Here is a 21,335-nt window from a genome sequence, read left to right as displayed (position 1 = left end):
CTAAGTGGTTTTGTAAAAGATCCCCCGCTCACCCATTTCTGATGTAATTTTACCACTTTCCTCCAATACACCTAGGTATTTGTTTATTTCGTTGACATGAAGTCCAAGTATACTGCGTAAATCATAGACGGTACATGGACGTCTGGCAATAGTTTCCATAATCGTACTTTCGGTATCATCACGGTACACTTTTGTGGTTTTTCTGGACAAAGCAGACGCGATAATTTCCACATTTGGATAGTCAAGTTTTAATCCAATTTTTTCCAATTCTTCTCTTGTTGCAGGTCTAATCCCTTCGATGGCCCCTGGTCGATCCAAAGTGTTTAATTGTAAGCGATCAGGATTGATCTTTTTTACTAGTACTTTAAGAGAATCAATTTCCTTTTCGTGGTCGTTATATCCTGGCAGAATAAATATTTCAAGCCATATTTCACCTTTAAACTTATTTCTAAAGTCAATAAGTCCTTCAACTTGTTTATCAACAGATAAATGAATGTCGGGTCGGTTAATTTTCTGGAAAGCCTGATCCGTCGCAGCATCAAGAGATGGCAACACAACATCTGCATTCATCAGTTCTTGCCTTATATGCCGATCGTAAAACAACGTTCCGTTGGTTAACACTGCTATCTTTATATCGGGATAATTCTCTTTGATAAATTGTAATACTTCGCCAATCTTTAAATTTAATGTTGGCTCTCCGTAGCCTGAAAAGGTTATAAAGTCGGGCGCGGGATTATTTTCAAGATAAGAAGTTAGTTCCTCTATCACTTTGTGACACAGGACATACTCTTTCCGATCTGTGGTGAGTTTGGTGGTTTCTCCAACTTCACAGTAGACGCAGTTGAGAGAACATACTTTGCGGGGAACAAGGTCAATACCTAGTGACATGCCTAGACGTCTGGATGGTACCGGACCAAAAATGTATTTATACATGAGTTTCTTAAGTTTTAAAGCCGAATACGGATTGCCGTTTTCAGTTGTATGGTTAGTGGATTTGTAATTATGAGCAGCTTTAAAAAAGCTATTCAAAGATACATAGTAGTACACGACTTTTGCAAACTTGGAATGCCATTTATGATTTTGGCAATGACTTCACAAAGAAATTAAACATAGAAAAAAAGTTTTCCTTGCAAGAATATGTATAAATAGTTTGACATTAAGTTCATTCAACCAATGATTTACTTGAATTTCATTCCAAGGAGATAAGAGGATTGGTCCGGAAGCGGAGGCTTCCAAACGCCTTTTCTGTTCATATTTCGGAAAAGTTAGTCTTTTTAGTATAAAAAAATTGGGAGTAGACTTTAATTTATATGTTTTTACCATTTCTTCTCAAGTTATACTTCAATTAAATAGGAAATTATTTGGGAATAATTTTTATAAAAACATTCTATCAATGAACAGAATAATTTAACTTTGATATTAGAAAGTGTTATAAATACACAATGAGGTGGATTGGTGAAAATTGGATCCGACGTTTTGTTGAGTTACTAACCATAAAATTATAGATATGAAAAGCAAATGGAAACCAATGATGATTTTACTTGCCGGCTTTTTGTTGCTGGGAATCCCGGTTGAAGCCCAGAAGGGGGAGGTAAAAAGAATTCCCCAAGTGGAAAAATTACTGAACAAAATGACACTTGAGGAAAAAGTTGGTCAAATGGCACAGGTGACCATCGATGTTCTGACAGTTGGCAATAGTGTTTACCACACCGCCGAGCCTTTAAAGCTAGATAAGGAAATGCTTCGCAAAGCCATTGTGGAATACAAAATAGGCTCTGTTTTGAATACACCCAATGGTAAGGCAAGAACCCTTAAAGAGTGGAATGACGTTATTAGTACCATTCAAAATATGGCCACTAAGGAAACTCGGTTGGGAATTCCTGTGCTTTATGGAGTTGATGCCATTCATGGCGTCTCCTATACGGATGGAGCAACATTTTTTCCGCAACAAATTGGTCAGGCCGCTACCTGGAATCGCGAGCTGGTTCGACAAGTAGGTGAAATAACGGCATATGAAACCAGAGCATCTTCTATCCCCTGGAATTTTTCACCCGTTTTGGATATGGGGCGTGATCCTCGGTGGCCACGTATGTGGGAGACATTTGGCGAAGACGTTTATCTCACTTCTCAAATGGGCATTGAATTGGTAAAAGGATATGAAGGAGCGGAAAATGAGGTGCACGATCCAAAACATGTGGCAGCATGCCTTAAGCACTATGTGGGATACGGAACTCCAGTATCGGGGAAGGATCGTACCCCCGCTTTGATCCCGGATATTGAATTACGTGAGCGTCATCTTCCTCCCTTTAAGGCTGCAATAGACGCCGGAGCTCATTCTGTCATGGTAAATTCCGGGTTGATTAACGGGGTGCCGGTTCATGCCAGTTATAAAATTTTGACAGAGATTTTAAAAGAAGAACTTGGGTTCAAGGGTGTTGTGGTTACCGACTGGAAAGATATCGAAAATCTTCACGATCGAGATCGGGTGGCCACAACACAGAAAGAGGCAGTAAAACTGGCTGTCAATGCAGGGATAGATATGTCTATGATTCCTTATAATTTTGAGTTTTGCGACTATTTAACAGAGCTGGTCCGGGAGGGCGAGGTGTCCATGGATAGAATCGATGATGCTGTTCGACGTATCCTTAATTTGAAATATGAATTGGGACTCTTTGATACACCTGTTACCAATTATCAGGATTACCCCTTGTTTGGAAGCAAAGAATTTGAAAATGTTGCTCGTCTGTGTGCAGAAGAATCAATCACCTTGTTAAAAAACGAAAATGATATTTTGCCGTTGGATAAGGATGTCAAGGTATTGGTCACAGGACCGAATGCCAATAGCATGCGGCCATTGAATGGTGGCTGGAGCTACACATGGCAAGGGAATCGTACGGACCAGTTTGCCCAGCAATATTCTACCATTTTGGAAGCTGTTCAGAATGAGATTGGTAAAGAAAACGTTGTTTATCTTCCCGGAGTAGAGTATAATTTGGAAGGGAAATATTGGGAAGAAATTCCCGGCAATTTGGATGAAGTCGTCCGGGCAGCCGAAAAGGTTGACTACATCATTTTGGCTATAGGGGAAAACTCTTATACTGAAAAGCCGGGCGATTTGCATGATTTGTCTCTTTCTAAAAATCAAATAGAACTGGCAAATGCGGTCATCAGTACCGGAAAACCGGTGATTGCCATATTGAATGAAGGACGTCCCCGAATCATTCGAGAGATTGTTCCGCAATTGAAAGGTATTATCCAGGCTTATCTACCCGGTAATTTTGGAGGAGAGGCTGTTGCTAATGTTATATTTGGAGATGTAAATCCGAGTGGTAAACTCCCTTATACATACCCGATGTATGTCAATACATTGGTTACATATGATCATAAACCCTCAGAACATCAGGCACGAATGGCAGGAATGTATGATTATGAATCCGATTTTGCCATTCAATACCCCTTTGGGTTTGGGTTGAGTTATACTGAGTTTGAGTATAGTGATCTTTCTTTAAGTACCAATAAGTTAACACCCAATGGAGAGCTTACTGTGACATTTAACATTTCCAATAGCGGGGATCGGGCAGGGAAAGAAGTTGTGCAGTTGTATACTTCCGATTTATATGCTTCCATTACACCCGATGTGAAAAGGCTTCGACGTTTCAAAAAAGTTTTTCTTCAGCCGGGAGAAAGTAAAACCATTTCCTTTACATTGACAGCCAATGATCTGACCTTTGTGAATTCTGATCTTCAAACAATTGCCGAACCCGGTGAATTTGAAGTGTCAGTAGGTGGCTTAACCGCAAGATTTTTGTTCTCAGAATAGTGGACATCTATTGACCTCAAGATGCATCTTGTGCCGGCACATAGAATAATATGGTGCCGGCATTTTTCATTTTGACCGTGCGACAATTCTTCGTCATAATTAATGGGTTGGCACTAAATTCTGTTATATTTGCATTTTATGCGGAATAATGTTGAAAATTTATGAGCAACTCAGCAGCCAAACGAAAACTTAGAAGCTCTTATGTAACAACCGTGATAAGTATATCACTGGTACTTTTTCTTTTGGGCATAATTGGCCTTTTAATTCTGAATGCTCAGAGGTTATCTACCTACGTTCGGGAAAACCTAGGATTTACAATTTTAATAAACGATAATTCCAGAGAAGCCGAAGTGCAGCGACTTCAAAAGATTCTGAATGCCTCTCCCTATGTGAGAGGGGCGGCTTATGTTAGTAAAGAGGATGCAGCTGCTTTAATGAAAGAGGAGTTGGGCGAAGATTTTATTGAATTTTTAGGATATAATCCTTTGTTGTCGAGTATTGAGGTTAAGGTTTATGCACAATACGCCAATCCGGACAGTATGGCTGTAATTGAAAATCAGATTTTGAATTTTCCGCAGGTGAAGGAGGTTTATTACCAGAAAAATTTGCTTCATGCGGTTAACGATAACATTGAAAAAATTACGATTGTTCTGGGGGGATTTGTCATTTTATTGATGATAATAGCCATTGCTTTGATTAATAATACCATTCGGTTGTCGGTCTATTCCAGACGTTTTTTGATTAAAACCATGCAATTGGTTGGAGCCACCAGAGGGTTCATTAGGAAACCCTTTCTTGTGAAAGGAGTATTACATGGACTTGCAGGAGCAACGGTGGCATTAATTCTGCTTTCCGCTTTAATTTATGGATTAACAAAGGAACTGGAAGGCATGATAGGTTTTGATAACATATGGTTGGTTGGAACCCTTTTTGCCATAGTTATTCTGTTGGGGATTTTGATTACTTTGATATCCACCTTTTTTGCAGTGAATAAATATTTGCGGCTCAATGCAGATGATCTTTATTATTAGGAGATGATTGAAAAGTTCTGATGTCTTTAAACGTTTTTGTTGTCATTGAAAAGCATCTTTAGTTTACAATCAACTCTGAAATGATCAGGAATCATTTTTTAACTGAAAAATATCAATCTTTTCATCTAATTATTACAATTTATAGGCATGTCAAAAAAAATAACAGACAAAAAAAAATTTGAAATGGCTCTTGACAAAGGAAATTATCGATTGTTGGCCATTGCTTTCATAATTGTCGTTATTGGCTTTTTGCTGATGACAGGTTCAAGTAATGATGATCCCACTGTGTTTAATGAGGATATATATAGTTTTCGCCGTATCACTCTTGCGCCGGTGGTTGTCCTTTTTGGTTTCCTGTTTGGCATCTATGCGATATTGAAGAAACCATCTGCGGACGAAAAAAAGAAATAACGGTAGTCAAACAGATAGTTTGGTTTTTTAAGGTTATGCAGATAATGTCTGCCGCAAGGCAGGCATTTTAACGTTTTTACGGATTGTAAATTGAAAAGAGATGCTGTGGTTTGAAGCTTTATTATTGGGATTAATACAGGGATTAACAGAATTTTTGCCGGTGAGTAGTAGTGGCCATCTTGAGATTGGACGACATTTGCTCGGCGTTGAAACAACCGACAATTTACGTTTTACGGTTGTGGTGCATGGTGCTACGGTATTAAGTACACTGGTGGTTTTTCGGAAGGATATTATCCATTTATTAGGTGGATTTTTTAAATTTCAGTGGAATGAAGAGACCAAATATATTTCATTGATCATATTGTCCATGCTTCCAATTGCAGTGGTTGGTTTGTTTTTCAAAGATTATGTAGAAGAATTATTTGATTCAGAAAAAATATTACTGGTAGTGGGGGTGATGCTGCTGGTCACTGCATCCTTGCTGGCTTTTTCCTATTTTAGAAAGACCGGAAAGCGAGATATTGGCTATTGGGATGCATTGATCATTGGTGTGGCCCAGACTATTGCTGTTATCCCTGGAATCTCTCGTTCCGGATCTACAATTGCAACGGGTTTGCTGTTGGGGAACAAACGCAGTGAAGTGGCGCGGTTTTCTTTTTTGATGGTTCTGGTCCCTATTATCGGAGAGAATATCCTTTCCGTTTTAAAAAGTGATCTTCCTTCAACCTCGGCCTCCTCTGCTATTGCACCGGGAATTCTTTTAATCGGTTTTTTGGCCGCTTTTATCAGCGGATTAATGGCCTGTAAATGGATGATTGAGATTGTAAAAAAGGGAAAACTGATCTATTTTGCATTATATTGTGTTATTGCAGGATCGTTGGCCATTGCTGGTTATATGTGGTAGTTTGTTCCTTAAGGGAAAGAAGATCTATTTATGTTTGAAAAAAAGATTGTTTCAGATTTTTCCATCCTTTCACATCCCAATGAATTTTTGGATGGAATGGTTATTTTGGTGGACAAACCCATTGGGTGGACATCTTTTGATGTTGTCAATAAGATTCGTTCGCGGATTAGGCAGATTTTGAATATCAGAAAATTGAAGGTGGGGCATGCAGGAACTTTGGATCCACTAGCAACCGGGTTGGTAATTGTTTGTATTGGGAAAGCGACCAAGAGTATTAATACTTTTATGGCTGATGAGAAACAATATATTGCCCGGATCAAATTTGGGGCTACGACACCTTCTTTCGATTTGGAAACGGAAATAGATCGTCAATATCCTGTTGACCATATCCATGAAGACCTTATAAAACAAACTTTAGGCCAGTTTTACGGTGAGCAGGAACAGATACCGCCTGTTTTTTCGGCAGTTAAGGTTGATGGAAAACGAGCGTATCAGAAGGCCCGGAAAGGAGAAGAAATAAGTTTGAATGCCAGAACTGTGGTTTTTCATGAAATTAATATGATGAATTTTCAGGATGTGGAGGCTGATGTATTTATCCGGTGCAGCAAGGGAACTTATATTCGGTCTTTTGCACGGGATTTGGGACAAGCTTTGGACTCTGGAGCGCATTTAACCGACTTAAGACGTACAGGAATAGGTAAGTACAGCGTTAATGAGGCGATGAAAATCGAAGATTTCGATAATCAATGTGATGAGTTGAGAAAGAGATGGGCTGAAAAAGGTATTATTCAATACGGTAAAGCGATGGATTAAAAAAGGCTTTCCAATTGGTTCGGTGAATGAGAATTGTAATTACTTGTAAATAAAACGAGTGTATTAATCTTTTAAAAATGCATAAAAAATGCCTTCTACGAAACAATGCACTATTTGTTACGTATAACAGACGCTTTATTTTATCCTGAAACCACATTATAAACCATACAAAAAATCAAGGCAGCATTATGAAATTGTCAAAGTTTAAATACAAATTACCGGAAGAATTAATCGCGCTGCATCCGGCATCCAACCGTGATGAATCGAGGCTCATGGTCGTCCATAAAAACACCGGTAAAATTGAGCATAAAATATTTAAAGACATCATAAATTATTTCGATGAGAAAGATGTTTTGATTTTTAACAATACAAAGGTCTTTCCTGCCCGATTGTATGGAAAAAAAGAAAAAACCGGTGCCGAAATTGAAGTGTTTTTGCTTCGTGAACTGAATAAAGATCAACGCTTATGGGATGTGTTGGTTGATCCGGCCAGAAAAATAAGAATTGGCAATAAACTCTATTTTGGCGAAAACGATGAATTGGTGGCCGAAGTCATTGATAACACCACTTCCAGAGGGCGTACCCTGCGTTTTTTGTTTGATGGCTCTTATGAAGAATTTAAAAAAACGCTTTATAGCCTGGGTGAAACGCCTTTACCCAAGTTTATTAATCGAAAAGTGGAACCGGAAGATCGGGAACGCTATCAGACTATTTTTGCCAAACATGAAGGGGCTGTGGCAGCTCCTACTGCTGGAATGCACTTTAGCCGCGAGCTTTTGAAGCGCTTCGAAATTAAAGGGGTTGATTTTTCATATATTACACTGCATGTGGGTCTGGGAAGTTTCCGGTCGGTAGATGTGGAAGATCTGACCAAACACAAAATGGATTCGGAGCAGATTATTATTCCGGAAGAGGCTACCAAAATTATTAATCGGGCCAAAGATGAGCGTCGACGAATTTGTGCAGTGGGGACGACTGTTATGAGAACCATTGAAAGTTCAGTCTCTACGAATGGTCATGTGAACCCTTTTGAAGGGTGGACCAATAAATTTATTTTCCCACCCTATGATTTCAATGTGGCGGACGCGATGGTTTCCAATTTCCATTTGCCCTATTCCACTTTACTTATGATGGTTGCCGCATTCGGGGGATATGATCTGATCATGAAAGCATATAAAACGGCTGTTAAGGAAAAATATCGGTTTGGAACCTATGGGGATGCAATGCTTATTGTATAGCCATTGCAATTAAAAAAGACCCACATTCTCTTTTTCAGAATGTGGGTTTTTTAATTTTTTTGTACCTTTTGAAGCCCAAACAGGTAATTTATTAAACCCCTTTTGAGCTATGATAAACATCCTGGTTCCTGTAACGTTTACCGATTACTCTGTCAATGCGCTTACCTATGCTTTGACACTGGCATTACGTTTCCCTTCAAAGGTCACCATTCTACATAGTTTTTCAGAATATGTGGATATTGAGGAAGATGCGCTTCCTGAGATGCCCAATTCGGAAGAGAGCATTCAACGTAGAGAAAAAGAGGCAAGAGACCGCCTTAACCGTCTTTGCCAGGCTGCTGTTAAAAAGGTGTCCAATATTCAGTCCCAGAAGATCGACTTGCAAAGCAGATTTGAATTCGGCTATCCCGAGGAAGTCATCGTTGACGTTTGTAAAGAGCTTAATTCCGATGTGGTTATTATGGGGACTAAAAGTAAAGGAGAAACCATTAAAGAACTGTTGGGAAGCATTACCAGCGATGTAATGAAAAGTGCCGAAGCTCCAGTGCTGGCGGTCCCGGCAAATTCGGCAGTGGATCTTGAAAAGTTGAGTAAGGTTTTATTTATTACCGAATTCAATGAAAAAGACTACCTTTCTATTCATAAACTGGTACGATTAATTACCCCTTTCAATTCTGTCATTCACGGTATCAGGTTTGTTCATAACAAACCCGATAATGAGGATTTACTTAAACTTGAACATTTCAAGGATTATTGTAAGGCTACCTACCCCCGCCAGAAGATGATTTTTAATTATGAAATAAGCAAACAGTTTATTCCGGATCTAGAAAAGTATGTGGTCAATAACGGCATTGATTTGATTGCAATGACAAAAAGAAAAAGGAATATGATTGCTCAACTATTTAGCCCCGAAATAACGAGGAAAATATTATTTCATACCGATATTCCTTTATTGGTATTTCACCCCTAAGGTTATTAGGGGGTCGGTAAGATCGTCCAAAATTATGCCCCAAAATTGATTTTTAGAAGGAACTTAAAGTACGAAACATGGGAACGAAAAAAATGAAAATAGGAATTCTTTCTGCAGGAGGCGATTGCCCTGGTATTAACGCAACGATCAGAGGGATAGGAAAAACGGCCATCGTTGAATATGGAATGGAAGTACTTGGAATTGCCAATGGATTCAGTGGCCTGCTCGAAAAAGATGTTATTCCTTTAAACGAACAGCTACTCTCCGGAATTCTCACCTTGGGAGGTACGATCCTGGGAACTTCCAGAATGAAACCTTTTAAGCACCAGGAAGGGGATCTTGTTTCAGACAAACCACAGCTTATAAAACAAAACTATAAGGAACTGGGGCTCGATGCTTTGGTTTGTATTGGTGGTAACGGAACCCAGGAAACGGCAAGCCTTCTTAGCAAGGAAGGTCTCAATATCGTGGGGATTCCCAAAACCATCGATAATGATGTTTGGGGAACCGATGTAACGTTTGGTTTTGATACCGCTTTGCATATTGCCACTGAAGCCATCGATCGTTTGCATACTACCGCCAACTCTCACAAAAGAGTTATGGTCATTGAAGTTATGGGGCATCATGCCGGTTGGATTGCGCTCTATTCCGGAATCGCTGGAGGCGGAGATGTTATCCTCATACCCGAGATAGAATATGATTTGGAGTCTGTAGCGAATTGTCTTATTGACAGAAGTCGAAAAAAGAAGCCTTATTCCATTGTGGTGGTCGCCGAAGGAATTAAAACCGGCAAAAAGAAAAAAAATGCAGGGGCTTATATTGCTAAAAAAATTAGAAAAATGACCGGACTGGAAACTCGGGAAACCGTTCTTGGGTATATCCAGCGGGGAGGAAGTCCAACACCCTCCGATAGAATATTGGCCACCCGATATGGTGCGTATGCCGTTGAATTGATTAATAAGGGAAGTTTTGGACAGATGGTGGGAATCCGAGGCAATGAAATCGTTGGAGTTCCTCTCGAAGAAGTAGGTGGTCGCCTTCGCCTGGTAGATCCCAAAAACGGCTTAGTGGCGAAAGCACGGCACATGGGGGTCTGTTTTGGAGAAAAATAAAGTTTCCACCAACTGTCCCTTTTAACGGGAATCTTTACATTTGTCTTTTATCTGTATCTTTCGATGATCTGTTTAGGTGGTATATGCAGAGGTAACAATAGGTCTATTGTTTTTCCCGTATCCAATTATTCATCGCAAATATTTCCTGATTTTTTAATTATAAAACGATTTTTTGTTACATGGATAAATCGAAACTTGACGAATTGAATAATCGATTTCAGAATCAAAAACCTGAGGACGTCATAGCTTGGTTTTTAAATGAGTATGATAACAAGGTGGCACTATCTTCCAGCTTGGGAGCTGAGGATCAGGTGCTCACCGATATGGTTCTCAAAATAAAATCCGATGCACGCATCTTTACATTGGATACCGGAAGATTGTTCCCGGAAACCTATGATTTGATTGATCGAACCAATAAAAAATACAATGTTAAAATTGAAGTGCTCTTTCCGGACTTTAAGCAGGTGGAAGAGATGGTAAATAATAAGGGGATCAATCTTTTCTATGAAAGCATTGAAAATCGAAAACAATGTTGTCATATCCGGAAGATTGAACCTCTAAAGCGTGTGTTCCAAACACTGGACGCATGGATTTGCGGATTGCGTGCTGGACAGGCAGTTACCCGACAAAACATTCGGGTGGTGGAATGGGATGATAACAATGGATTAATTAAAGTTAATCCTTTGGCTCACTGGTCTGAAAAAGAGGTTTGGGACTATATTAAAGAAAATAAAGTCCCTTATAATCCGTTGCACGATAAGGGCTTCCCAAGCATCGGTTGCTTGCCGTGTACCCGTGCCATTGAACCGGGAGAAGATGTCCGTGCCGGTAGATGGTGGTGGGAAAATCCCGAAAGTAAAGAGTGCGGACTGCATAAGCGGTGACCCTGAAATATTAATTGCCTGCAATAATTCAATTGTTTGCTGACTTTATGATGTGCTGGCTGATAATGGCTGCTTGTGATGATGCGATGGCCTTTAGACCGGAATTATTGCAGTTTATTTTTTCAATCTCATTTTCATTCTAGTACTTTTTCAGGGGGAGTTGAGACGTTTTCGTTGCATCAGTCGCTTCAATCATTTGCGACTTGAACGCTATGGTAATACTTTTTGTTTCTTGCCCGGGAATTATAGGGAGTTGCCTTTTCTTTTCGGGGGAGAGCCATATAATAAAGACCTGTTTGCGAGGAGCATTAATGGATAAATTTTATACGAATGAAACGAGCGTGACCCACTAAGTTTGCCACAGCAAGAACATGTATAAACTCATGGTCATGCGAGTTCCTTCCGACCAATGAATTAGATAAATTTTATATTGATGAAACGTGTCAGAGTGATCATTAGTGGGAGAGTCCAAGGGGTAGGATTTAGGTATTTTGTGCAGGAGAAGGCGCTTCATTTTGGGATTAAGGGGTATGTTAAAAATTTACCGGGCGAGAATGTGGAAATTGATGCAGAGGGGGATGAAATGCAGTTGGATAGATTTTTGGCAGCCTGTCGCAGAGGATCATTACATGCTCGTATTGACGACTTTATAGTTCAAAAAATACCGGTATTTGGTTATACGCGGTTTAGGATACGCCATTGTAGTGATTTTTAATTCAATCAGTTCGTAATGGCCGCTTGTTAAGTGATTTTGGGGTGAGTATTTTGAAGTCTGGTAAATTTTTGTTTGCCCGAAAAAGTATGATTGTTCCGGATTTAAAGTTTATGTTTGAGGCGAAATCTCTTCATAAACTTTTGTGTATATTTCACGATTTAAAATCATAAAGTATTGTACGAATGAAACGAGCATGACCATAGTGGTTATCTCTGCTTGTCACGTTCCTTTTGGTAAAGACATTGTAAAAAATAGGATCATACCGGGTCCATTCGACTAATGTTTTAGATAAATTATATACTAATGAATTTTCAAAGGTTTAAGCCGTTACTAAATTTTGCGGGTGTTATTGTACTATTTGTTGTGCTGAGTTTTGCCTATTTCAGTCCGGTGCTTAAAGGTTATGAGTTGCCACAGATGGACAATCTTCATGCTTTAGGGATGTCAAAGGAACTTATTGAATATGAAAAAACAACCGGACACCATTCCTTTTGGACCAATTCCATGTTCGGGGGGATGCCTGCCTATCAGATCAAAGGAGATTCTTCAGCCAATATTTTTAGTTATTTAAACCGCGTTTTTCGAGTTGGACTACCATTTTATACGGTGGCCATATTATTCCTCTACCTTTTGGGCTTTTTTGTATTGCTTCGCAGTCTGAAGGCGGGACGTTGGTTATCTCTTTTAGGGGCGGTTGCCTTTGCTTTTGGATCCTATAATATTATAATCATTATTGCGGGGCATATTACCAAGGCTTATGCCATAGCTTTGATGGCACCGGTGATTGCAGGAATTTTATATACCCTTAACGTCAATAAATGGATCGGGGCACTCTTCACTGCTGTGACACTGGGGTTGCATATTGCCTATAATCATGTGCAAATAACTTATTATCTCTTTATTTTGGTTTTGGTCCTAATGATCAGCCGCTTCATTTATGCCATCAAAAATGGTCAGCTTAACGATTTCCTTTACAGGGCATTGATATTGGTCGGTGCGGCGATTCTGGCCATACTTCCTAACCTTCCACACTTATTGCCTACCTATGAGTATGGCAAATTTAGTATCAGAGGTCCTTCGGAACTCAAAACGACCTCCGGAGAAAAAGAATATAACACTAAGGGTTTGGACAGGGATTATGCCTTCGCATGGAGCTATGGAAAAGGGGAGACCCTGAGCCTGATGATTCCTAACGTGATGGGCGGTGCATCCGAAGCCCTTTCTAAGAGTGCACGGGCAATGGAAGAGGTGGACCCCAGACTGAAGGATATCGTTGGCGGGCAATCGCAATACTGGGGCAGTAAGCCTTTTACTTCCGGACCGGTTTATGTGGGAGCTCTCATCTGCTTTTTCTTCGTGTTGGCGCTCTTTTTTTACAATGGTCCAGAAAAGTGGTGGTTGGTGGCTGCCACCATTCTTTCCATCCTTTTGGCATGGGGAAAGAATCTGGAATGGTTTAACTATTTTATGTTCGATTATTTTCCGCTTTATAATAAGTTTCGGACTGTGGAGATGACCCTCGTGATCGCTTCCGTTACCATTCCGCTTCTTGGACTCCTTGGACTTAAAAAGCTGGTTGATAACCCCGCTTTTATTCGCGAACAAAGCGGTAAGTTTCTGGCAGCATTCGGGTTAACCGGGGGTGTGGCGCTGTTCCTGTATCTCTTTCCCGATTTATTTTTCAAATTTATTAGTTCGGAAGAGGCCAAGGCCCTGGCTCAACAAAAAAGGAATCTGCCGGATCAGGCAGCGGTAATAGATTTGGTAATTCAGAATATGCAAAGTGCCAGAATGACGCTGCTTAAATCGGATGCCTTGAGATCTTTCTTTTTTATTTTATTGGGTAGTGGCTCTCTGTGGTTGTATGCCACCAACCGAATTTCAAAAAAATATATTCTCCCCGGTCTCACCATTCTGGTCTTGATTGATCTTTGGGCTGTGGATAAACGCTATTTGAGCAGTGATGATTTTGTGCCGCCAAGACAGGTTGAAAATCAGTTTGAAAAAACGACTGCGGATAAATTTATTTTGAAAGATGAGGATCCTTACTTCAGGGTTTTTTCCATCTACCGTAACCCGTTTACAGAGGTGAATACCTCCTATTATCACCATTCCATTGGAGGTTATCATGGTGCAAAATTGCGCATTTACCAGGATATTATTGATTATTACCTGCAAAACAACTGGCAAATTCTTTTGGGACATTTCAGAAACGGTGGTAATCCACAAGGAGCGCTAGACTTATTGGCCCGAATGCCGGTTTTAAATATGTTGAATACCAAATATATCATTTACAATCCCGGCCAGGAACCGTTGGTTAATACCCACAATTTTGGAGAGGCCTGGTTGGTCGATAACCTTAAAACCGTTTCATCTGCGGAAGAAGAAATTTCAAGCCTTAAAAATGTGGATTTGCATAAAACGGCGGTGATAAGAACGGAGAGATTAGATGACCTATGGAGCAATTACCAAAACAATAATGGGGAAGGGGCTGTTCAGTTAATTGACTATGCGCCGGATAAGCTGGTGTATCATGCCAAGGTCGTCGGTGATAAGGTGGCTGTTTTCAGTGAAATATACTATCCGGCGGGATGGAATGCCTATGTGGACGGCACAAAAACAGAAATTAAGAGAGTGAACTATTTGCTTCGGGCCATTATGGTGCCCGATGGAGAACATACGATTGAATTACGGTTTGAACCCTCTTCGGTTCATCTGGCCAACACAATGGCTTTTATCGGAGGTGGATTGCTGGTGATATTGGCGCTCTTCCTGATTTGGAAAAAGAAACAACAATGCGGGAATACTAAAGAGCCGAATGAGCATACCCTGGCATGATTTCTGTCTTGTTCATGAATCGTTTTTTATCCCTACGATGGGTGGTTTTACCGATTTGTTAGGGTGTGAAACCGTTGTAATGTGATTTGTAGAATATTCGTTTTTCGATATCAATACTAAAAGCAATGAAGAAATTTAAAGGAAAAAAATGGTTGGGATGGACCTCAGGGATTGCGATCGGTCTTATTGTTTCTCTGGGGTTTGTATCAGCCGGTAATGAAGAGAGAAATTTTTCCATCGTTAAAAATTTGGATGTTTTCTATTCCCTATTTCGTGAGTTGAATACATACTATGTGGACAAAACCGATCCGGGCGAGTTGATTGAAAAAGCCATTAATGCCATGTTGGAATCGCTGGATCCTTATACCACCTACATCCCGGAAACCGAGATGGATGATTTCAATTTTATGACCACAGGGGAGTATGCTGGTATTGGAGCCCTCATTACCCAGATGGATGATTATGTTTATATTTCCCAGCCTTATAAGGGGTTTCCTGCCGATGAAGCTGGCCTGAAAGCAGGCGATAAAATTGTCGCTATTGACGGTCAGGATATGAAAGGTAAAAATTCTGAAGAGGTCAGCATTAAACTCAAAGGTCCGGCCAATACCGAAGTAAAGGTCAAAGTTGAAAGATATGGGGTGGATAAACCTCTGGAGATGGCCATTGTGAGAAAAAATATTCAGATCAATCCGGTGCCCTATTATGGAATGGTGGAGAATAATACGGGTATTATTATTCTCAGTAACTTCACGCATAACTGTTCCGCTCAGGTCGAAAAAGCGCTTAAGAAGCTTAAAGATCAAGGGGCCGAAAAAATCATTCTTGATTTAAGAGGTAATCCGGGTGGTTTGCTGGATGAAGCGGTTAAAGTTGTGAATCTCTTTGTGCCTCGCGGTTCCGAAGTGGTTAGCACCCGTGGAAAAATCAAACAATGGGATAAGATTTACCGAGCCACAAAAGCGCCGGTAGATACTGTGATTCCGTTGGCGGTTATGGTTAACAGAGGGTCTGCTTCTGCTTCTGAAATTGTGGCTGGAGCGATTCAAGATCTGGATAGAGGGGTAATTGTAGGCAGCCGATCTTTTGGCAAAGGATTGGTACAAACCACTCGTAACCTGCCCTACAACACCAAGCTGAAAATTACCACCGCTAAATATTATATTCCCAGTGGGAGATGTATTCAGGCTTTGGATTATTCACACAGAAATGAAGATGGCAGCGTCGGGTTTGTGCCGGATTCCCTCATTTCTGAATATCAAACCAATAACGGACGTACAGTGTTTGATGGTGGAGGAATTTCTCCTGACGTGGTGGTTCCCCGCGACACCTTCAGCAACATTGCCTATGCATTGATCGCTCAGCAAACCATCTTTCGGTATGCTAATGTATTTTGTTCCCAACATACATCGATTCCTACTCCCGAGGAATTTAGTGTGACCGATGAGATTTATAACGATTTTACCGGCTATGTGCTTTCACTCGACGATTTCAAATATACCTCTGCCAGCCGGGAACGCTTCAAAAAGCTGGTTGAGGCTGCCAAAGGTGAAGGTTATTATGAGCTTCATAAAAAAGAATTTATGGCGTTGGAAGAGAAACTCAATGTAGATGTCTCTTTTGATCTGGGACACTTCAGAGATGAAGTGGATGATCTTCTGGGGAATGAATTGCTGAAGCGATTCTACTATCAGGAAGGAGCGATTAAGTATGCCCTGAAAGATGACAAGGTCCTTAAAAAAACTATGGATATTATCAATGATGACGCCCAATACCATGGCATTTTGACCGGCTCTGTGCTTAGCCATGCCGGAGATCGTTTGCGCAGATAAATAGCCTTTCAATAATAATGTTTTACCGGGATGTACCTTTGTATATCCCGGTTTTTTGTTCCGGCAGGATGAACCTTTTGGGGCTTTTCACTGGTTTTTGTTCCGGCAGAACGAACTTTTTGAGGTTTTTACCGTATATTTTTATTTGCTGTTTTTGAAAAGTTTTTGGGTTGTTGTTAAGTAAAACAAGTTTTTTATTTTTATTAATTACCTGGATTATTTTATATCATATTTCGAAAAAAAGCCTCAGTGCATTTTCCATATGCCCCGTTCATTTTAATGATGGGGACTCCCTACCTGTCCCAGGTTTTTGGGACTCTTTTCCTGACTTTTTGTTATCCCGTTTTTTATTGAGGTTTCACGAAGCCTTGGTATTCCTGTGCTAATTATGCAGAATATATTAGGAATGGACCAGCCGATTTGTGGAACCAACAGGCTGGCATGTAAATATCCCATCTGGTGATAGATGAGGTTTTTATGGAAACAGTCGAGGTAGATTTGGGGGTATATTGATTAACTTAAAATTTTTACGAATGAAGGAACTATGGAAAACAATTACCGTTAAGGCAGGAAAGATAATTGTTGTTTCTGACTATCTGCCTTCATTTCCGGTAGTTAAGACATTTTTGTCCGTAAGTCTCTGGGTTATCTTGTTTTCTTCTGTTGCCTGGGCTCAGGAGAATCCGGTTGTTGATGCTGGAGAAATTGTTTCGCGATCCGAATATCTGGGCGAAGCTTTTATTGTAAAAAAGCTAGGTGAGGCGGATGCATTGTATAAAAAAGGCTATTATCAGCCGGCATATAAAGCGTATCTACAATTGGTTGCTATTACAGATGAGTTGCCCTCGTTGAATTATAAAACCGGAATTTGCGCTTTACTGGGCGACCATCCGGATGAAGCCGCAGAGTACTTACTTAAAAGCAACCCCGAAATAGCCGATGATTATTATCTTCATCTGGGATTTGCCTTGCAGGCCGTGCTCAAGTATGAACAGGCAAAAGAGGCTTTTGAAAAGTATTTTAATTCGTTATCAAAAACCGGGAAAAGGCAATTCAGGACCACCTTTAACCGGGTGATCAGAGATTGTGAATATGGAATCAAAAACAGCGCAGATTCTATTCCTGCCTTTGTTTTTAATATGGGACCGGCCGTAAACAGCTATTATGACGATTATGCGGCGGTGGAAAATCATAAGAGTCAAAGAATTTTTTATACTTCTAAAAGACCTCAACGGCTGATGGAAGAACCCCCCAAAAGGGATCTCTTTAAAGAACAGATTTTAATGGCTGTTTATGACGGGGAATCGGCAGAGGAAGGGCTGGAAGTGAATTCCCTGAATAAAAGGTTCAATACCGCTGTTGCAGGGATATCGCCCGATGAAAGCATCCTGTTCATTTACCGGGGGAAAAAGCGAAATGGACAAATACGATTGACGGATCTCTCCCGTAATAAAATCAGAAGGTCTCTGGCCATCAGCCATCGGATAGATCGCAAAAACGATAGAGAAACTTCATTTACAGAATCAACCGATGGAACCGTATTTTTCGTCTCGGACCGAATTAAAAAAAGTCGGGGGGGAAAAGATATTTGGCAGGTTAAAAGAAAAAAGAACGGAGGTTTTAAAAAGCTACGAAATGCCGGTTCTGAGATTAATACGCCGGGGGATGAGGTCGCCGTTTACCTTACTTCAGACGGAAAAACACTGTTTTTTGCATCCAATGGACATCCCGGATTTGGCGGCTTTGACATTTTTAAGAGCGAACTAAATGAAGATGGGGAATGGACTACCCCGAAAAATATCGGGCAACCGTACAATTCACCGTATGACGATTTGTTCTTTTTTCCTTCTTCCTCCGATTCGCTGACGACGTTTATTTCATCATCCAGACCGGGTGGTTTCGGTGGCTTAGACATCTTAAAAATCGTCAAAGATACACGTTGCCCCTTTTCTTTGGAAGGAAAGGTGATTAATGAGGAAAACGGCAGACCGCTGTTGGCTCAGATTTCTTTAGTGGATACCTTAAATAATGTTCAGGTTTTTTCAGGACAGACCGATTCCGTTTCCGGTAATTACCATTTATCGGTTGAAGACACGGCCGCCTACGTTTTGCAAGTCGCAGCCGAAGGGTTCGCCATGATGAGAAGTGCCGTCCCTCATCCGCATAAAAGAAAGGGCGTGATCTTTCTGGATGTACAATTAAAACCGCTGAAGCATCCTTATACGGTCAAAGGACGCATCTCTGATGAGGAGACCGATGAACCGGTTCAGGCAGAAATTATTTTTACCGCCCTTAAATCTGACGCTGTGGTAAGCCGTATTTTTTCCGATCCCGAAACCGGAATGTATTCCTTTACTTTTGAGGATAAAATAGATGTTCAGATGACGGTGTCCGCCGAAAACTATTACGAGCAGGAATCTTCCTTGCTTTTGCGAAAAACAATGGGACTGTCGGAAGTGAAAAATATTAAGCTCAGAAAAAATGTTACTGCCTACACTTTGTCCGGGGTGGTAACACAAGAGAACTCAAGGCTTGCCGTACCCGCCGTATTGGATCTTTCCAGACCCGGCGAGGATCAGCCGTTTATGGCTTGTTATGCCGACACCGTTTCAGGAAAATATTCCTTGACGGTCTATGAACCGGGCCCCTTCCTGCTTGAGGTTAATGCGGATGGTTATTTTTTCATGAATATGCCTCTTCTGTTTCATCCCGATACCACCCTTAAGGTATCCAATTTTGAACTGAGACCCATGTCTACCGGGGCATCCATCGTGGTTGATAATATTCTGTTTACCTCCGGCAGAGCCACTCTGAGAGCCGCCTCTTATGAGTCGCTCAACAGGCTGGTGCGCTTGCTGAAAGAAAATCCTTCGGTGAAAATTGAAGTCTCAGGACATACCGACAATACCGGGTCTGCCTCCCTGAATAAACGCCTGTCTCGTGAACGGGCCTTTGCCGTGAAACGATACCTGGAATCGCAGGGGATACCGGGCGATCGCATACAATATGTGGGATATGGCTATGAACACCCGATTGCTTCTAATGCCACAGAAGAGGGGAGAGCCCAAAACCGAAGAGTTGAAATTAAAGTGATTGACTAAAGATTGAAAATTTTTTTATTATGAATATTAAAGGATTAGGGACGTTTTTGTTTTTGGCATCGTGTTTTCTTTTTGTCAGATGCCAGGGTGATGATATTCATGTCGAGACCGACAATGAGGATAATCGCAAGCTGGAAATAGCAGCCCCGCTGGGGGAGATAACATATAAAGTGTCAGACTTTCTGGAAGAAATTGACAATGAATATGTTTTTGTGGATGAAGATGGTTTGGTCAATGCCCGTTTCTCGCAGGATATTGATATTGAATGGGAGTCATTGATCACACTGAGTGATTTTTCTGAAACATGGGTTTATTCTCCTTTGAGTCTTTCGCTTTCACCAGGGCTCAAAGTGGCAGCTTCAGGCCAATTTAAAGAAAAGGTGAGGCTTAATAATCGGGACGATATCCGGCTGGATACGATTTATATGAATGGAGGCCATTTGCAGATTCAGTTAGAGGTCCCCAATGGTACTTCGGGAGATATTTCTGTCATTATACCGGAAATTTTGAACAATGGTCAAGCTTTGCAATATACTTTTCCGGTGAATGGTTCTTCTCATTCTTTTACGATCGATGAGGATTTGGCTGGAATGAGAACAATTCCCTCCCAGGCTCAGGATTCCAGTTATCTTTCTATTGTTACCACGGTTAATCTCGACAATGCCGAACTGGGAAATGTGGTTCTCGATTTTTCTTTAACAGACATGCATCCGGGGCTGACATTTGGATATTTTGGGCAGCAGGAGGCGACCAAGACAGAGCAGGACCTCTCTTTTGAGGTTTTTGATGATTTGGAGGATGTGGAAAAAATAAAATTCTACGACTTAAAAATTGAGATGGAAGTAGAAAGCGGTATCGGAGTCCCCTTTGATGTGAGAGTTCAGGATATTCAGTTCTTTAAAAATGAGGGCAACCCTTGTGGAACATTGCTCGTTGGAGAAAACAATGAGACCGTTGTTAATCTTTTTATGGAACCGGCCACTTACGGTAACCCCATTGTGAATTCCATTACCACGTTAACTCTTGACAGAGATACTTCCGGTAACATGGTCGATATAGTGAATTGTTATCCCGAACGGGTACATTTCGATGTCACCTCTTTTTCCAATCCTGAAGGAGAGACCGCCCTTGCCAATTTTATGGGACCCGATAATACCCTGAAAGGGACCCTGAAAATAATCCTGCCTGCATGGTTCAAAACCGATGAATACAGTCGTCTGGATACCATCAATTTTGATATCCATGATATTTTGGGTGAGGATGAAGACGATGCCAGGGAAATAGATGAGGTCACCATCTTTTTCGACTTTTATAGTCGCATTCCGGTGGATATCACTGCCGGGGCATGGGTGATTGACGACCAGGGAAACAAGATTAACGATTTGCTGGATGTCACAAATGTCATTATAGCCGGAGAACCGGACGGCCAAACGGGCTATGTTACCGAACCGGAACTATCAACTTTTTCGGTATCTCTTTCCGGTGATCAAATTGATGAATATCTGGATCGGAATGCCATGGAAATCGTCTTGGAATCCCATTTTGATACGCCCGAGAACGATACCCCGGAAAAGAATTATATCCGAATCTATGAAGATATGGACTTCAGAGGAGTGGTTTCTTTTAAAATCAATGGTGGAATACCCTCTTTCTAATTTTCAATATT

General features: G+C 40.8%; 15 protein-coding genes. 14 read left to right on the top strand and 1 reads right to left on the bottom strand.

The genetic code is table 11. From position 1 onward, the window contains the following. Positions 1 to 933 (bottom strand): radical SAM protein, encoded by a 933-nt coding sequence (locus ACT29H_RS03585; RefSeq protein ID WP_444820226.1) that lies wholly within the window; start codon positions 931 to 933, stop codon positions 1 to 3. Between the two features lie 574 nt (positions 934 to 1,507). On the opposite strand from ACT29H_RS03585, the gene ACT29H_RS03580 reads away from it, so the two are divergent. From ACT29H_RS03580 to ACT29H_RS03515, 14 genes are all read left to right on the top strand, one after another. Next, entirely contained in the window at positions 1,508 to 3,820 is a 2,313-nt protein-coding gene (locus ACT29H_RS03580; protein ID WP_444820225.1) for a glycoside hydrolase family 3 N-terminal domain-containing protein, read from the top strand. A 161-nt stretch (positions 3,821 to 3,981) separates the two neighbouring features. Continuing rightward, entirely contained in the window at positions 3,982 to 4,851 is an 870-nt protein-coding gene (locus ACT29H_RS03575) for a cell division protein FtsX (protein ID WP_444820224.1), read from the top strand. A 147-nt stretch (positions 4,852 to 4,998) separates the two neighbouring features. Then, entirely contained in the window at positions 4,999 to 5,262 is a 264-nt protein-coding gene (locus ACT29H_RS03570) for a DUF3098 domain-containing protein (RefSeq protein ID WP_444820223.1), read from the top strand. A 100-nt stretch (positions 5,263 to 5,362) separates the two neighbouring features. Continuing rightward, entirely contained in the window at positions 5,363 to 6,166 is an 804-nt protein-coding gene (locus tag ACT29H_RS03565) for an undecaprenyl-diphosphate phosphatase (protein WP_444820222.1), read from the top strand. Between the two features lie 30 nt (positions 6,167 to 6,196). Then, positions 6,197 to 6,979, top strand: a complete 783-nt coding sequence (truB, locus tag ACT29H_RS03560) for a tRNA pseudouridine(55) synthase TruB (protein WP_444820221.1) — start codon at positions 6,197 to 6,199, stop codon at positions 6,977 to 6,979. Between the two features lie 188 nt (positions 6,980 to 7,167). Next, the gene (gene queA / locus ACT29H_RS03555; protein WP_444820220.1) at positions 7,168 to 8,217 is read left to right on the top strand and encodes a tRNA preQ1(34) S-adenosylmethionine ribosyltransferase-isomerase QueA; all 1,050 of its coding nucleotides are present in this window, start codon (positions 7,168 to 7,170) and stop codon (positions 8,215 to 8,217) included. A gap of 109 nt (positions 8,218 to 8,326) precedes the next feature. Continuing rightward, positions 8,327 to 9,187 carry a universal stress protein gene (locus tag ACT29H_RS03550; protein ID WP_444820219.1) on the top strand — a complete coding sequence of 287 codons (861 nt, stop codon included), beginning with the start codon at positions 8,327 to 8,329 and terminating at the stop codon, positions 9,185 to 9,187. Between the two features lie 77 nt (positions 9,188 to 9,264). Beyond that, a complete protein-coding gene (locus tag ACT29H_RS03545) occupies positions 9,265 to 10,299 on the top strand; it encodes an ATP-dependent 6-phosphofructokinase (protein WP_444820218.1) in 1,035 nt (344 codons plus the stop codon). Between the two features lie 179 nt (positions 10,300 to 10,478). After that, entirely contained in the window at positions 10,479 to 11,183 is a 705-nt protein-coding gene (locus ACT29H_RS03540; RefSeq protein ID WP_444820217.1) for a phosphoadenylyl-sulfate reductase, read from the top strand. Positions 11,184 to 11,616: 433 nt separating this feature from the next. Next, positions 11,617 to 11,898, top strand: coding sequence for an acylphosphatase (locus ACT29H_RS03535; protein ID WP_444820216.1), 282 nt, complete (start codon positions 11,617 to 11,619; stop codon positions 11,896 to 11,898). A gap of 303 nt (positions 11,899 to 12,201) precedes the next feature. Continuing rightward, positions 12,202 to 14,736, top strand: coding sequence for a YfhO family protein (locus tag ACT29H_RS03530; protein ID WP_444820215.1), 2,535 nt, complete (start codon positions 12,202 to 12,204; stop codon positions 14,734 to 14,736). Between the two features lie 125 nt (positions 14,737 to 14,861). Continuing rightward, on the top strand, positions 14,862 to 16,568 hold the full coding sequence (locus ACT29H_RS03525; protein WP_444820214.1) for a S41 family peptidase: 1,707 nt from the start codon (positions 14,862 to 14,864) through the stop codon (positions 16,566 to 16,568). A 533-nt stretch (positions 16,569 to 17,101) separates the two neighbouring features. Then, positions 17,102 to 19,669 (top strand): OmpA family protein, encoded by a 2,568-nt coding sequence (locus tag ACT29H_RS03520; RefSeq protein ID WP_444820213.1) that lies wholly within the window; start codon positions 17,102 to 17,104, stop codon positions 19,667 to 19,669. Positions 19,670 to 19,689: 20 nt separating this feature from the next. Next, the gene (locus tag ACT29H_RS03515; protein ID WP_444820212.1) at positions 19,690 to 21,324 is read left to right on the top strand and encodes a hypothetical protein; all 1,635 of its coding nucleotides are present in this window, start codon (positions 19,690 to 19,692) and stop codon (positions 21,322 to 21,324) included. Positions 21,325 to 21,335: the final 11 nt, after the last annotated feature.

The organism is Thermophagus sp. OGC60D27, from assembly GCF_052400625.1.
Taxonomy (GTDB): Bacteria; Bacteroidota; Bacteroidia; order Bacteroidales; family Marinilabiliaceae; genus Thermophagus.
The sequence above is the reverse complement of the archived record's forward strand: the minus strand, read 5'-3'. Positions and strand labels throughout refer to the sequence as shown.